At 65.0% G+C, this 14,227-nt stretch carries 12 protein-coding genes; 4 read left to right on the forward strand and 8 right to left on the reverse strand.

Annotation, left to right across the window (positions count from 1 at the left end):
• Positions 1–89 precede the first annotated feature (89 nt).
• From putA to CO656_RS09715, 3 genes are all read right to left on the reverse strand, one after another.
• Entirely contained in the window at positions 90–3,797 is a 3,708-nt protein-coding gene (gene putA, locus CO656_RS09705; protein ID WP_097525577.1) for a trifunctional transcriptional regulator/proline dehydrogenase/L-glutamate gamma-semialdehyde dehydrogenase, read from the reverse strand.
• A 160-nt stretch (positions 3,798–3,957) separates the two neighbouring features.
• On the reverse strand, positions 3,958–4,287 hold the full coding sequence (locus CO656_RS09710) for a YkgJ family cysteine cluster protein (RefSeq protein WP_097525578.1): 330 nt from the start codon (positions 4,285–4,287) through the stop codon (positions 3,958–3,960).
• Between the two features lie 50 nt (positions 4,288–4,337).
• A complete protein-coding gene (locus CO656_RS09715; RefSeq protein WP_037420615.1) occupies positions 4,338–5,144 on the reverse strand; it encodes a phosphodiesterase in 807 nt (268 codons plus the stop codon).
• A gap of 188 nt (positions 5,145–5,332) precedes the next feature.
• On the opposite strand from CO656_RS09715, the gene CO656_RS09720 reads away from it, so the two are divergent.
• On the forward strand, positions 5,333–6,367 hold the full coding sequence (locus CO656_RS09720) for a proline racemase family protein (protein ID WP_097525579.1): 1,035 nt from the start codon (positions 5,333–5,335) through the stop codon (positions 6,365–6,367).
• A gap of 51 nt (positions 6,368–6,418) precedes the next feature.
• Here the strand turns inward: CO656_RS09720 and CO656_RS09725 are convergent, their stop codons facing one another.
• Positions 6,419–6,976 (reverse strand): sel1 repeat family protein, encoded by a 558-nt coding sequence (locus CO656_RS09725; protein ID WP_097525580.1) that lies wholly within the window; start codon positions 6,974–6,976, stop codon positions 6,419–6,421.
• A 179-nt stretch (positions 6,977–7,155) separates the two neighbouring features.
• On the opposite strand from CO656_RS09725, the gene CO656_RS09730 reads away from it, so the two are divergent.
• Complete coding sequence (locus CO656_RS09730; RefSeq protein WP_097525581.1) at positions 7,156–7,776, forward strand: FecR domain-containing protein; 621 nt, start codon at positions 7,156–7,158, stop codon at positions 7,774–7,776.
• 3 nt (positions 7,777–7,779) lie between these two features.
• Here CO656_RS09730 and CO656_RS09735 read toward each other — a convergent pair whose 3' ends face one another.
• A complete protein-coding gene (locus tag CO656_RS09735; RefSeq protein WP_097525582.1) occupies positions 7,780–9,645 on the reverse strand; it encodes a CHASE2 domain-containing protein in 1,866 nt (621 codons plus the stop codon).
• A gap of 3 nt (positions 9,646–9,648) precedes the next feature.
• Entirely contained in the window at positions 9,649–10,353 is a 705-nt protein-coding gene (locus CO656_RS09740) for a Crp/Fnr family transcriptional regulator (protein WP_037420586.1), read from the reverse strand.
• A 220-nt stretch (positions 10,354–10,573) separates the two neighbouring features.
• Between CO656_RS09740 and CO656_RS09745 the strand changes: the two genes are divergently transcribed.
• On the forward strand, positions 10,574–11,011 hold the full coding sequence (locus CO656_RS09745) for a DoxX family protein (RefSeq protein ID WP_097525670.1): 438 nt from the start codon (positions 10,574–10,576) through the stop codon (positions 11,009–11,011).
• Positions 11,012–11,074: 63 nt separating this feature from the next.
• Here CO656_RS09745 and CO656_RS09750 read toward each other — a convergent pair whose 3' ends face one another.
• Positions 11,075–11,506, reverse strand: coding sequence for an RbsD/FucU family protein (locus CO656_RS09750; RefSeq protein WP_037420585.1), 432 nt, complete (start codon positions 11,504–11,506; stop codon positions 11,075–11,077).
• Entirely contained in the window at positions 11,507–12,739 is a 1,233-nt protein-coding gene (locus CO656_RS09755) for an ROK family transcriptional regulator (RefSeq protein ID WP_097525583.1), read from the reverse strand. It abuts the gene before it with no gap.
• Positions 12,740–13,002: 263 nt separating this feature from the next.
• On the opposite strand from CO656_RS09755, the gene CO656_RS09760 reads away from it, so the two are divergent.
• Positions 13,003–14,028 (forward strand): sugar ABC transporter substrate-binding protein, encoded by a 1,026-nt coding sequence (locus CO656_RS09760; RefSeq protein ID WP_037420581.1) that lies wholly within the window; start codon positions 13,003–13,005, stop codon positions 14,026–14,028.
• Positions 14,029–14,227 lie beyond the last annotated feature (199 nt).

Consider the following 14,227-nt stretch of genomic DNA (forward strand, 5'->3'; position numbering starts at 1 on the left):
CTGCAACGACCAAACGCGGGCCTAAAGGGTGCGGCAGCTCAAGCCCCTCCGCCTTGTGGGCCCTTGTGGGGAGGGGTATGTCCAGAGTCTCAGCCGATCGCCATCAGGCTGGCATTGCCGCCGGCGGCGGCCGTGTTGATCGAGGTGGAAACCTCCTCGACCAGCCAGTTCAGGCAATAGGCGTCCGGATTGCGGCCGATTTCCTCGCCGGAAGCCGCCTGGACGAGCACGAGCGGACCGGGAAGCGCCGCAATTGCCTTGTTAACGTCGCGGATGCGTTCGGCGTCGCCCTCGACCAGCGCGCCGGCAAAGGGGCCGTCGGCGGCCCAGTCCTCGGACCAGGAGACGCGCAGCGCGACGCTGTGCGGCAGGTTCTTGAGCGAGGATTGCAGGCCGGAGGCGGCGTTGACGACGACGCTGTTGCCGGTCGCGAGCGCCGCGGCGAGCTGGTGATAGAGGCCGCTCTCGGTCGCGGGCACAAGGAGAACGCGGCCGCGCGGATGCAGCGCATAGAGATTGCGCTCGCCGACCGGGCCGGGGAGTTCCACATCGAGCCCCAAAGCCGAGTTGCTGCCGGCGTTGCGCGCTGCTTCCGCTTCCGCTGTGGCGCTCTTGCCGTCGAGCCACTTGGCGAAATCGAGCAGAACGGGATCGGTATGCACGGAGCTGTGCTGCGGCGGCACCGGGGCCGTCGTCACCAGCCGGCCGAGATAGAGCGGCCCGCCGGCCTTGGGGCCGGTGCCGGAAAGGCCGCGGCCGCCGAAGGGCTGCACGCCCACCACCGCGCCGATGATGTTGCGGTTGACATAGAGATTGCCGGCCTTGATGCGGCTCGTCACATGAGCGATCGTCTCGTCGAGGCGGGTGTGCAGGCCGAAGGTCAATCCGTAGCCAGTGGCATTGATGTCGTCGATCAGCCGGTCGAGGTTGTCGCGGCGGTAGCGGATGACGTGCAGCACCGGCCCGAAAACCTCGCGCTGGAGATCGGAGAGCTTCTCCAGCTCGATGATCGTCGGCGGCACGAAGGTGCCCTTTTGCGTCTCGGCGGCGAGGCCGATCTGCTCCACCTTGCGGCCGAGCCCGCGCATCCGCTCGATGTGCTTGTCGATCGTCTCCTTCGCATCTGCCGTGATGACCGGACCGACATCGACGGAAAAGCGATCGGTGCGGCCGATGTTCAATTCGTGCAGCGCTCCCCTCAGCATGTTGAGGGTCCGGTCGGCGATATCCTCCTGCAGGCAGAGCACGCGCAGCGCCGAGCAGCGCTGTCCGGCGCTGTCGAAGGCGGAGGCGATGACGTCGCCGACGACCTGTTCGGCAAGCGCCGAGGAATCGACGATCATCGCGTTCTGGCCGCCGGTCTCGGCAATCAGCGGGATTGGCCGGCCGGAGGGCGAAAGCCGATCGGCGAGCTCAGCCTGGATGAGCCGCGCGACCTCCGTCGAACCGGTGAACATCACGCCCGCAGTCTCGGGCGCTGCGACCAGCGCGGCGCCGACTCGGCCGTCGCCCGGAAGGAACTGCAGCGCGCTTGCCGGCACGCCGGCCTCATGCAGAAGGCGCACGCCCTCGGCGGCGATCAGGGGCGTTTCCTCCGCCGGCTTGGCGAGCACCGGGTTGCCGGCGACAAGGGCTGCAGCAACCTGGCCGGTGAAGATGGCCAGCGGGAAGTTCCACGGGCTGATGCAGACGACGGGGCCGAGCGCCCTATGGCCGCGACCGAGGGTGCGGCGCGTCTGCTCGGCGTAATAGCGCAGGAAATCGATCGCCTCGCGCACCTCGGCAATGGCATTCAGCACCGACTTGCCCGCCTCGCGCATGATCAGCCCGAGAAGCGTCGGCATGCGTGCCTGCATCAGGTCGGCGGCGCGCTCGAGGCAGGCGGCCCGTTCCGCCGGCGGAACGGCAGCCCAATTCGAGGCCGCATCGGCGGCTAGGCGAGCGGCCCGTCTTGCATCCTCCTCCGACGTCTCTGTGACCGAGCCGACGCGGTCGCGATGGTCGCCCGGATTGACGACCGGCCGGGTTTCGCCGCCCGCCGCGCCGGTCGCGAGTTGCGGCACCGCCGTCCAGGCGATCGCGGCGCTCGCCTTCAGCGTCTCCGTCAGGGAGGCGAGCGTCGCTTCGTTGGAAAGATCGAGGCCGGCCGAATTGGGGCGTGCAGCGCCGAAGAGCTCGGCCGGCAGCGCGATCTTCTCGTGCTTTGCGCCGACCACCGGCATGGCGCGGACGATCTCCACGGGATCGGCGACCAACTCGTCGATCGAGACCATCGGATCGGCGATGCGATGCACGAAGGAGGAGTTGGCACCGTTCTCGAGCAGGCGGCGCACGAGATAGGCAAGCAGCGTTTCGTGCGTGCCGACCGGCGCATAGATGCGGCAGGGCCGGCCGAGATTCTCCCGGCCCACCACTTCCTCATAGAGCGGCTCGCCCATGCCGTGCAGGCACTGGAATTCGTATCTGCCGACGTGAAAGTCCTTGCCGGCCATGTGGTAGATGGCGGCGAGCGTCTGGGCGTTGTGGGTGGCGAACTGCGGGAATACCAGCTCGGTCGCCGAAAGCAGCTTGCGGGCGCAGGCAATGTAGGAGACGTCGGTGTGAATTTTGCGGGTGAAGACCGGGAAATCTTCGAGCCCGTCGAGTTGCGCCCGCTTGATCTCGGCGTCCCAATAGGCGCCCTTGACGAGTCTGACCATGATGCGCCGGCCGGCGCGCCGCGCCAGGTCGATGATGAAGTCGAGCACGAAGGGGCAACGCTTGCCATAGGCCTGCACGACGAAGCCCATGCCGTTCCAGTCGGCGAGATCGGCGTCGAGGCAGAGCTCTTCCAGAAGGTCGAGCGAGAGTTCCAGCCGGTCGGCCTCTTCGGCGTCGATGTTGAGGCCGATATCGTATCTCTTGGCGAGGATCGCGAGCGACTTCACCTTCGGCAGCAATTCTTCCATCACCCTCAACGCCTGCGCCCGCGTATAGCGCGGATGGAGCGCGGAGAGCTTGATCGAGATGCCGGGACCTTCATAGATGCCCCGTCCGGCCGAAGCCTTGCCGATCGCGTGGATGGCGTTCTCATAGTCCTTGTAGTAGCGCTTCGCGTCCGCGGCGGTCGTCGCCGCTTCGCCAAGCATGTCGTAGGAATAGCGGAAGCCCTTCTGTTCTAGCGCGCGGGAGCGTCGCAGCGCCTCGTCGATCGTCTCGCCGGTGACGAATTGCTCGCCCATCATTCGCATCGCCATGTCGACGCCACGGCGGATCACCGGTTCGCCGCAGCGGGAGATCAGCCGCGTCAGCGCCGCGGCAAGGCTGCGGTCGTTGACCGTCGACGTCAGCTTGCCGGTGACGACCAGGCCCCAGGTGGCGGCGTTGACGAAGAGCGATCGGCCGCCGCCGAGATGCGATTTCCAGTCGCCATCGGAAATTTTGTCGCGGATCAGCGCATCGCGCGTCGCCGTGTCGGGAATGCGGAGAAGCGCCTCGGCAAGGCACATCAGCGCCACACCCTCCTGGCTCGAAAGCGAGTATTCCTGCACCAGCCCCTCGACCCCCGAACCCTTGTGCTTGGCGCGCAGTGCCTCGACCAGCTTGCGAGCGGTCCGTGCGGCGGCGTCCCGCATTTCCCGAGGCAGTGTTGCGGCCTCGACGAGCGGCGGCAGGCACTCCGTCTCAGGCCGGCGATAGGCGGCCGTGATCGCCTGACGCAGCGTGCTCTGGGTCCGGATCGGCGGCGCGAAGTCCGCAAACGGCGCCGGGTCGGCGTCGGTCGTAACGGTTGGTTTCTGAAGTCGGGTCTGGCTCATCGAACGCGATCCTCCACGCGGGAATTCGTGGCCGAACAATACGCTTTATGGTGCCGAACCTCCATCCGGCAAATTCGGCATCTCCCAGGATGTTTCGCTACACATATCACCCAGGCAGTGAAATGTACGGATCAGGAAGAATGATCCAGACGATTCCACATCAAGCCGCGGCGCCGAAAAGCCGTTGTCGGGCCATCAGGCATTCGTCGTCTCCGGGCATGCAGGTCCGGCAGACGATCGGTCGCACCGCATAGACCTTGCAGGCGACAGATTTGCCGAGCGTGCCCTCGAGCGCCGTGCAGCGCTCGTTCTCGCAGCGCATGCCGCCAAGGTCGGCGGCGACGTGGTCCGCCGGTATTCGTTCCAGTTCCTCGTCCGTCTCCAGCGAGAAACGCGGCCATTCGGCCGAATAGGCGCAACAGGCGCCGCAGCTCTGGCAATCGAAATCGTGACTGGCGAAGTCGCGGCTGGCGGAAAGGGAGAGGGTCATGGCGCCAGCCTATCACGAAGCCGGTGGCGTCGGAACTGGCCAAGCGGGTCTCACGCCACCGCCGCGTCGCGCTTTGCGATCTCGTAGTCTTCGGTATGCACCAGCACGCCATCGGCGGTGACCACCGCGATGCCGTAGGCCGCCGGCTCATCGACGGAAAGCGATGCATCCGCGATGTCGAAGGGCATCGGCTGCTGGTGGACCGGGCTCTTGAAGATCGAGAAGGGAATGCCGCGGCTGGAGCCGCTGATGGTGCGATGCACATGTCCGGCAAAGATGTGGCGTACATTGCCGTGCCGTTTCACGAGCCCGTAGAATTGCTCCTCGTTGATCAGCCGGATCATGTCGATGCCCGCAAATCCGCTGGCATGCGGCGGGTGGTGCATGAAGATGAGGACCGGCCGGTCGTCGGCGCTGCCGAGCTGCCGGTCGAGCCAGTTGAGGCGCCTCTCGCAGAGTTGGCCGGCATGGCTCATCGGATAGTCGTAAGGCGGTGCAAACAGCGTGTCGAGCAACACAGCCCGGCAATCGGGAAAATCGATCACCTGCTGCACGAAGCCGTTCTCGTCTCTCGCGGCCTCCCGGAACACTTCCAGGAAAACTTCGCGCCGATCATGATTGCCGAGCATCACGGCCGCGGGCGGGATCAACTCGAAAAGCAGATCCTTCAACCGTTCATAGGAGGCACGGTCCGCCTGGTGCGTGAGGTCGCCGGCAAAAATCACCCGGTCGGCATCGGCATGGTAGCGATTGACATGGTCGATGCCGTTTGCGAGCCGCCGATAGGGGTCGATCCCAATGATCGTCGTGCCGTCGGGAACCATGTGAAGATCGGTGAAGATGATGAACTTTGTCATGAGGGGGCGTCGCAATACTGATCTGACGGCACGCTCCTCCCCTTGGCTCCGCCGGTCAAGCGGCATCTTTGGGTGGATCGATCAGGCACGCTTGCGACTGGGCCGGCAGGCAGTCTCTTGCGGCTCGATGGCGAACGCGCTATGGGTTGCTGACGCTGATATATCAGTCGATATCCGGAGAGACGGTCATGAGATGGAAGCGCACGATCCAGTTGCTGGACGTCCATTGCGAGGGTGAGATCGGCAAGGTGGCGATCGGCGGCGTGCCGAAGATCCCAGGCAATTCTATCGCCGAGCAGCTGAACCACATCAACACGGTGGATGACAGCCTGCGCCGGTTCCTCTGCCTCGAGCCGCGCTCCGGATCGATTGGCTCGGTCAACCTGCTGCTGCCGCCGACGCGGCCGGGGGCCGATGCCGGCTTCATCATCCTGCAGGCCGACCAGGCGCATGCGATGTCCGGCTCCAATTCGATCTGCGTGACGACGGCGCTGCTCGAATCCGGCATGATCGAGATGAAGGAGCCGGAAACCGTGGTGATGCTCGACACCGCCGCGGGTCTCGTGAAGGCGACGGCCAGCTGCCGCGACGGCCGTTGTGAGCGGGTGAAGCTCACCATGGTTCCGTCGTTCGTCCAGGAGCTGGATGTCGAGCTGGACACGCCGGAATGGGGCCGCATCAAGCTCGATCTCTGCTTCGGCGGCGTGTTTTACGCTCTGGTTGACGTCCGCCAGATCGGCACGACGATCGAAAAGGCGAATGCCCGCCGGATCGTCGAGGCAGGCATGGCACTGAAGGACATCATCAATCGCACCATACCGGTGGTGCACCCGGTAATCCCCGAGATCAGCGGCGTTGCCTATGTGATGTTCCGCGACACGGAGGAAGACGGCGCCGTCAGAACCTGCACCACCATGTGGCCCGGCCGTGTCGATCGCTCGCCCTGCGGCACCGGCAGCTCGGCAAATCTTGCGACGCTCCATGCGCGCGGCAGGGTCAAGCCGGGCGACGTCCTGAAATCCCGCTCGATCATAGGCTCGGAATTCGAGGTCGGCCTCGAAGCCGAGACGACGGTCGCCGGGCGGAAGGCGATCATTCCGACCATATCCGGCCGCGGCTGGACCTTCGGCTTGCATCAGCTGGCGCTCGATCCGTTCGATCCGCTCGCCGATGGTTTTGCGCTGACCGATACCTGGGGGCCCCAGGCGGGCGAGATCCGCTAGCTCTAAGCACACGAGGTGCCGGCTTCGGTGGATTTCGCGTAGCCAGCGTCCTCACTGGAGATCGTTCGTCTTCGCCCGCTCCAGCCATTGCGCCGCAAGGACGCCGTCGACCCGCGTGCCGACACCATCCCGATAGGCGGCGGCGAGATACTGGGCGGCGGCGCGATTGCCCTCGGAGGCGGCGCGCTGATAGAGCTCGAAGGCCGCTTCCGGCTCGCCGCGCTCCGCCAGCCGGGTGCCGTAGACAGCCATCGCCAGCGCATGGCCGTTTTGCGCCGCCTCGCCGAGAATACGAAGCGACTTTAGCCTTTCGCCGGCGCGTTCGAGCACGCGGGCAAGCTGAAACTGCGTCCGCGCGCCGCCATTCTGGTTATAGGCTTCGCGGCAGGCCGACAGTGCGACGCCGATGCGGATATCCTGCGTCGCGACAGCCGGAAAGGCCCTGTTGCGCTCGAGATCGAGTTCGCTGCCGGCCTCCCGATCGCATTGCTCGGCGGCAGTGAGCTCGGCGGCGCGAGCCGCGGGCGTGGCGGCGATGGACAGAAGCATCGCCGTTGCAATGAGCGGGCCGCTCGCGATGCGAATGGTCGGTTTGATCAGGGTCTTCATGATACTCTCCGTTCTCCGGCCATAATCGTAGAACGGTTGTGACCCGGTGCCTGTTCCGAGCGAAACAGCCAGGGTCTTGGCACGCCTTCGAAGCGAGACGTCTTGCATCCTCCATGCCTCGGTCTATCCTCGAACGAAGGCTCGAACAGGGAGGGCTGCAAACGCAGCGGGAGAAGCCGATGCCTGAGCCACGGATAAGAAGAAGGGCGGTGCTTGGCGGCTTGCTCGCGGCGGTTATCGGCGGCCGCAGGGCTGCGGCGGCGAACGGTGCAGTCGTTGGCAAGGCGCAGAAAATCCGCGGCAATGTTCGCCGCCGGCAGGGTGAGGCGGATGAGCGGCTTGCCGCAGGCGGCGCCGTTCTCGACCGTGACTATGTCACGACCAGCACCAACAGCTTTGCCGATCTCGCGCTGAGCGAGACCCGAATCTTACTGGGACCCCAAACGGAGCTGCTGATCGACAGCTTCATTGCCGGCGAAGGTGGCACGCTCGAGCTCGGCGTCGGCCGCATGGTTTTTGACCGGCCACAAGGGCTGCCGAAGGCCGACGTCGCGGTCCGCACCGCCTTCGGAATGATCGGCGTTCGCGGCACGAAGTTCTTCTGCGGGCCCAGCCGGGCGGCTGCCTTCGCTGTTTTTGTCGAGCACGGTGCCGTCAGCGTCGAAGGCGCCGGCGTCGCGCGGACGCTGACTGCCGGCGAGGGCGTGGATTTCGACCGGCCGGGCGCAGCGCCAGGTGCGGTGACGCGATGGGGGCAGGCGCGCATCCGCGAGGCCTATGCGAGCGTGGGTTTAAGGTAGCGGCTACTGCCATTCGGCGTCCACGACGGTGAACAATTCCATCGATCCGAAACTGCGGATTTCGTGCCTGCCGAGCGGCCGAAGCGCAACGTTGCACTCGGCGGCGGCTGCCGGACCGATGCAGATCGCCGTCCCGAGGAACTTGTTCGCCTCCTGGAGACGCGCCGCGAGGCTCACCGCGTCGCCGTGGGCGGTATAATCGAGCTTGCCGCCGGCACCGACCTCTCCAAGCACCGCCGGTCCGGTCTCGATGCCGATCCGGGTCCTGCCGAAACCATGCTTGGCAAATTGCGGTCGCTGCCGCATTTCTTCCGTCAAGGCGTGAACGGCGATGGCGCATTGGATGGCCTTGTCGACATGGTCGGCGAGATCCTCCGGCGCGTTGAAAAGCGAATGGACCGCATCGCCGACCACCTTGTCGACCATGCCGCCATGGCGGGCAACGAGCGCGTTCACCTCCGCGAAATAGACGTCGAGCAAGGCCACCAGCTCGCGTGGCCCTAGCTTTTGGGACAGCGTCGAGAAGCCTTCGATATCGGTGAAGAGAGCGGTCACCGGTCGCTCTTCGCCCGTCGCACCGCTGCGGTCCGGATCGTCTATGTAGCGCGCCACCACCGACTGCGGCAGATATTGCGAGAATTTCTGCCGGGCGATCGCTTCGGCTCGGCGCACCCGGGCGAGCTGCAGCGCGCTCGTCACGATGAGGATTGCCACCAGCGCGATCGAGATGCCGACGGCGTCGAAGAGCCAGCCGGTCGTGCCATAGATCGCGCCGGCAAAGGCACTGACGGAAAGCACGGCCGCGGCGCCGAGTGTCATGGTCGTCAAAGGACGGAGCTTCGTTGCGCCATAGGCGGCAACGACACCGGCGGCGAGACCGAACAGCGCTTCGATCAGCGGCAGGTCGCCACCGCGGTAGGGCACGAAGCCCGTCACCACCGCATTGGCGATGTCGGCATGGATCTGCACGGAGGGCTCAAGCGGCGTCGAGGCGGTCGGCCTCAGTCCGCCGAGGCTCGGCATGCTGCTGCCGAGAAAGACGAGCTTGCCGGCGATACGGCCCGTGTCGAACCTGCCTGCGATGATGTCGGCGGCCGAGACCGTCCGGGCAGCGATCTCCGCCTGCGAACTCGCCACAAAACGAAGGTTGCCGTCCGCATCGAGGGGAATGATGGCATGGTCGAGTCTCAGCCAGGCGGGTTCTCCGCCGAGCACCGGCGTGCTGCTTGCCGCGCCGAGCCGGCCCGCTTCGATGCCGAGCGCCGGAAAGGCTTGGTTGTCGAGAATGGCGTAGGCCTGCGCGCGCCGGACCCGGGCATCCTTGTCTCCCACCAGGAAGGCCGCCGTCGCCCCCTTCGACCGGTCCATGAACATCGCGCAGGCGGTCTCTGCGCCCGGTATGAACCACGCATCGGGGACCGCGAGCTGGCGCCGCAAGGCGAGCGGTGGAACGGGCCGGGGGTGCTCAAGGGTGCGGTCGGCTGCGAGAAAACCAAGGACGACCGGCGCTTCGCCGATCGCCGAGGCGAGCGCGACGTTGGCCGGCGAGGCCGGATCGCAGTCGGAACTGAAGACGAAGTCGACGGCGATCGCCTTGGCGCCGGCGGCTGCCAGGCGCGATATCAGTTCGGCGGTCGCACCTCTGTCCCAGCTTTCCGACCGCGCCTCGAAGGTCGTCTGATCGATGTCGACCACGGTGATATCTGCCGAGCGCGGCGAGGGGACCCACTGGGTGAGATTGTCGAAGAAGAGTTCACGCGGCGTGCGGAACGCCGCCTCGGCATGGAGGTAGAGAACAAGCGCCGCGACCAGACTCGCAACGACCCCGCCGGCAAACGGGCTGAAGCGGCGATGCGGCCATGGCGTCAGTGCCTAGTCCTCCGGTGGATCTGCTATCATCAGCAGGCGCCCCACATTACACGAGACGATGCCGTCCGTCCGCTTGAGAGCGCCGTTTTCCTCGAGCGAGAGAATGGCACGGTTCACCTTCGGCCGGCTCGCACCGAGAATGGCGGCGATGTCGGTCTGGCTCAGCGTCAGGCGCAGATTTGCACTTTCCGGCAGTTCGTTGCCGTGGATCTGCCGAAGCGTCGCCAGGAAGAAGCGCGCGACCCGGGCGTGGAGATCGTAGAGCGCGATCGTCTCCAGCCGGTCGGTCGTGTCGCGCAGCTGCGCGCAAAGGAAGCGGATGACCGCCTCGGCGATCCTCGGCTTCTGGGTGATCAGATCGAGAAAGGCCTTCTTGCCGATCACATAGCCTTCGGCGGCGGTGACCGCGGTCGCATCGGCCGAGCGCGGCTGATCGTCGAGCACCGCCATTTCGCCGAACAGCGCTCCCGCCTCGTGCTGGCGCAGCATCAGCTCGCGGCCTTGCGGGGTGAACAGCGAAAGCTTGATGCGCCCGGAAACCACGACAATCATGTAGTTGCCTTCGTCGCCGCGCTGGAAGATGACTGTGCCCGCGGGCCACCTGCGGTAACTGGCGATGTCGGCGAGTTCGCAGAGCGTTTCCTTGTCGAACTCTTCGAAAATCGGAAAGGACCGCCAGAAGGCGGGACTCCGGTTAATTTCGGTCATGAGACTTCCCCTGCGTGCCCTACGCGCCGGAGATTCTTCACACAGTCGCGGCCGTTGCAACATAAAAAGCATTGGGGGGACAGTGCATCGGGAGAAATGTTGACGAAATCACGCGATCGTCTCGAAATTGTGAACGATGTGTTTCTGCCATGGCGGCTGGTCGATTCGCAAAATGCTGATATTCCTGCTGCAAATCAGTTTTGAACAGGAGCCTTTGCGCATGCCTCAGAATGTCATCGTCCTCGTCGGGCGCGTTCTTCTCTCGATCATCTTCCTCGTCTCCGGCTTCGGCAAGCTCGCCGATCCGGCAGGCACCGCCGGCATGATCACCAATGCCGGATGGCCGGCGGCAACGGTGCTTGCCTATCTCGCCGGTCTTTTCGAACTGGTCGCGGGTCTTGCCGTTCTGGTTGGCTTCCAGACGCGCATCGCTTCCTATCTGCTCGCCGCCTTCTGCCTCGTGACGGCCTTCGTCTTCCACAGCGGCCCGATCAACGTTCCGGATTTCCCGGAAGCGGCAAACGGGCTTCTCTCCATGTTCAACCAGATCATGATGATGAAGAACATCACCATTGCCGGCGCCTTCCTGGTGCTTGCCGGCTTCGGCCCTGGAGCGCTCTCCGTTGACGCCCGCGTCGGCAAGGTGGTCGCCGCTTAGGCCTCCGGTTCCTCGCCTGGAAAAGAAGAACCCGCCGGCTGCGTCGGCGGGTTCTTTGCATTATCACGCGGGATAGATCACGCCCTTGCGCAGAATGACATTGCCGTAGAGGCGCGGTTCGCTGGTCTGCACGACCGTGTGGGCGGCTTTGACTCGCGGATAGAATTCCGGGCCGAGAAGCGGAACGACTGGCTGCGACGGCTCGTGCCTGCGGCAGCATTCGATGATGTCCCGGTGCACCGGATCGAGCGCATCCCTGTCCTGCTTGACCGTCGCGCGAAAGATCGCCTCCGGCACGAAGTCGTCGATCGGCAGCACGCTGAGGATGGCATCGAGGATCGGGATCAGATGATGGCCGTCGAGCCGCACCAGCCGGCGGGCATGCTCCTGGCCCGGATAGTTCCCGTCGACGAGCGCGATCTCGTCGCCATGCCCCATCGCCCTGAGCGCGGCAAGCAGTTCCGGGCTCAGGATGGGGTCGATTCCCTTTAGCATCTAGGTAAGCTCCTTGAAGAGGACATTGGTGTCGAGCAGATAGCGGGAGAAGAGCGGCAGGCTCGCACCGCCGATCGCCCGGGCGTGGCTCCCGACCGCACCCTCGACGAGGTCCGGAACCGTGACGCCCTGAAGGTCGAGCGCCTGCAGCGCCTTGCGGGTCGCGGCCAGCAGGCGCGCCCGCACCCAGGGCGGGAAGCCGCCGTCGATCACTGCGGCGGAAAAATCGACTATGGAAACGGCCGAGACTATGGCCTGGGCAAGGGCTGCCGCCGAATCTTGGATCCAGATTTCGAGCGGCTCGCCGAAATCGATCCAGTCGTCGGCCGAATACCAGAGCGGCTTCGGATCCATGCCGCGCTCGCGCAACAGTTTTTCCAGTACGAAGACCGAGGCGATCTTCAGCAATTGCGTCGTCTTGCCGTCCTTGGCCGAGACAGGCAGCGGACCGACGGCGCCGGCCGTGCCGGTGCGGCCTGAGAACAGCGCGGAATTGATGACGACGCCGCCGCCGATGAACGAGCCGATGTAAAAATAGACGAAGTCCGGATAGTTGGCGCCGACGCCGAAGGCGAGTTCCGCCCCGCAGGCGCTGGTGCCGTCGTTCTGGAGGAAGACGGGGTGCGGCGTGCGCGCGGCGACCGCAGCCTGCAGGTCGAAATTGCGCCACCGGTCCATCTCGTGGTGGGGCGCGCCCACTTCCTCGGCCCAGTTCCACAGTTCGAACGGCGTCGCAATGCCGACGCCGGCGATGCGCTTGCGATCTGCGGGGCTGAGCTGCCTTTCGAGCTTCTCGATGCCCTCGACGATGAAGGTGACGAGGTCGTCGGGCAGCGGATAAGTGTGGATTTGGTGTAGATGCAGGCGGATGGTGCCGAGAAAATCCATCAGCACCAGGTCGGCGCTGCGGCGGCCGATCTTGACCCCGAAGGAATAGACCGCATCCGGGTTGAGGCGCATCGGGATCGAGGGCTGACCGACGCGGCCACGCACGGGTTCGCCGCGGATGAGCATCCCGTCGGCTTCGAGCGACCGCATGATGACGGAAACGGTTTGGGCGGAAAGTCCGGACCGGCGAGCGATCTCCGCCTTGGACAGGCTGCCGTGGCGACGCACCAGCGACATCACCAGCCGCTCGTTATAGGCGCGCACGCGCGTCTGGTTCGCCCCGCCGCTCGGGTCGATCACATCCGGCTGTCCGGATCCCCGGTGGGGGTCCCCTATCAATGACATGCCACCGTCTCCTCCCGTTGGCACTTTTCGCGCAGAATGTCTCGTCATTCCGTACGCTCACCTGGCCGCCGCCCCGCCCCACAGGACCGCCTGCTGCACGGAGAATGCCACATCCAGATAATAATTCAATTTGATTTATTTATTGACACCCCGAGAAATTGGTGTTTGATTGACGCTCGGAAGCGCCGCCCGCAGGAGGAGAATGCTGCGGCGGCGAAGCCTGAAGGCCGGTACCGGCACTATTTGAACCTTGGGAGGGTTTGATGAAGAAAACTGTTCTTTCCACCGCACTCGGCGCGCTCGCTCTCGGCGTTGCCTTCGCGTCGCCGTCGCAGGCGGCGGACGTCTCTGCCTGCCTCATCACCAAGACCGATACCAACCCCTTTTTCGTGAAGATGAAGGAAGGTGCGACCGCCAAGGCCCAGGAACTCGGCGTCACGCTGAAGTCCTATGCCGGCAAGGTCGACGGTGATCACGACAGCCAGGTTGCCGCTATCGAATCCTGCATCGCCGATGGCGCGAAGGGCATTCTCATCGCCGCCTCCGACACCAAGGCAATCGTCGACCAGGTCAAGAAGGCGCAGGACGCAGGCGTTCTGGTGATCGCGCTCGACACGCCTCTCGATCCGGCGACGGCCGCAGACGCGACATTCGCCACCGACAACCTGCTGGCGGGCAAGCTGATCGGCCAGTGGGCGGCCGCAACCATGGGCGAGGGCGCGAAGACCGCAAAAATCGGCTTTCTCGACCTCACCCCGTCGCAGCCGACGGTCGACGTCTTGCGCGACCAGGGCTTCATGATCGGCTTCGGCATCGATCCCAAGGATCCGAACAAGATCGGAGACGAGGACGATCCGCGTATCGTCGGCCATGACGTGACGAACGGCAACGAGGAAGGTGGCCGCACGGCGATGGAAAACCTTCTGCAGAAGGATCCGGACATCAACGTCATCCACACCATCAACGAGCCGGCCGCTGTCGGCGCCTACCAGGCGCTGAAGGCCGTCGGCAAGGAGAAGGACGTGCTGATCGTATCGGTCGACGGCGGTTGCCCGGGCGTCAAGTCTGTTGCCGAAGGCGTCATCGGCGCCACCTCGCAGCAATATCCGCTGATGATGGCGGCGCTCGGCATCGAGGCGATCAAGAAATTCGCCGAGACCGGCGAGAAGCCGAAGCCGACCGAAGGCAAGGACTTCTTCGATACGGGCGTAGCGCTCGTCACCGACAAGCCGGCCGCCGGCGTCGAATCGATCGACACCAAGGTCGGCACGGAGAAGTGCTGGGGCTGATCGCCCGCTTGGTCCAGAAGCAACCGACAGGGAAGGGCGGCCCCGGCCGCCCTTCGCTTAAGCGCCGATCTCTTTGACAAGGCGCAAAACCTGCGCAAATTTGAGAGCGGGATAGACGAAAGTCGCGAGGCGCTTTCGCGCGCGTACCGCTCTGGCTTCTCGGAACCGCCACGGTTGATCTGGATGGATAGCCCGGACC

It is taken from the genome of Sinorhizobium sp. FG01, from assembly GCF_002531875.1.
Lineage (GTDB): Bacteria > Pseudomonadota > Alphaproteobacteria > Rhizobiales > Rhizobiaceae > Sinorhizobium > Sinorhizobium fredii_C.

Bases quoted from the DNA above. Each gene is read 5' to 3' on its own strand.
- CO656_RS09745 (WP_097525670.1), top strand. From the start codon at position 10,574: ATGCCTCAGAATGTCATCGTCCTCGTCGGGCGCGTTCTTCTCTCGATC.
- putA (WP_097525577.1), bottom strand. From the start codon at position 3,797: ATGAGCCAGACCCGACTTCAGAAACCAACCGTTACGACCGACGCCGAC.
- CO656_RS09740 (WP_037420586.1), bottom strand. From the start codon at position 10,353: ATGACCGAAATTAACCGGAGTCCCGCCTTCTGGCGGTCCTTTCCGATT.
- CO656_RS09710 (WP_097525578.1), bottom strand. From the start codon at position 4,287: ATGACCCTCTCCCTTTCCGCCAGCCGCGACTTCGCCAGTCACGATTTC.
- CO656_RS09750 (WP_037420585.1), bottom strand. From the start codon at position 11,506: ATGCTAAAGGGAATCGACCCCATCCTGAGCCCGGAACTGCTTGCCGCG.
- CO656_RS09720 (WP_097525579.1), top strand. From the start codon at position 5,333: ATGAGATGGAAGCGCACGATCCAGTTGCTGGACGTCCATTGCGAGGGT.
- CO656_RS09755 (WP_097525583.1), bottom strand. From the start codon at position 12,739: ATGTCATTGATAGGGGACCCCCACCGGGGATCCGGACAGCCGGATGTG.
- CO656_RS09760 (WP_037420581.1), top strand. From the start codon at position 13,003: ATGAAGAAAACTGTTCTTTCCACCGCACTCGGCGCGCTCGCTCTCGGC.
- CO656_RS09715 (WP_037420615.1), bottom strand. From the start codon at position 5,144: ATGACAAAGTTCATCATCTTCACCGATCTTCACATGGTTCCCGACGGC.
- CO656_RS09730 (WP_097525581.1), top strand. From the start codon at position 7,156: ATGCCTGAGCCACGGATAAGAAGAAGGGCGGTGCTTGGCGGCTTGCTC.
- CO656_RS09725 (WP_097525580.1), bottom strand. From the start codon at position 6,976: ATGAAGACCCTGATCAAACCGACCATTCGCATCGCGAGCGGCCCGCTC.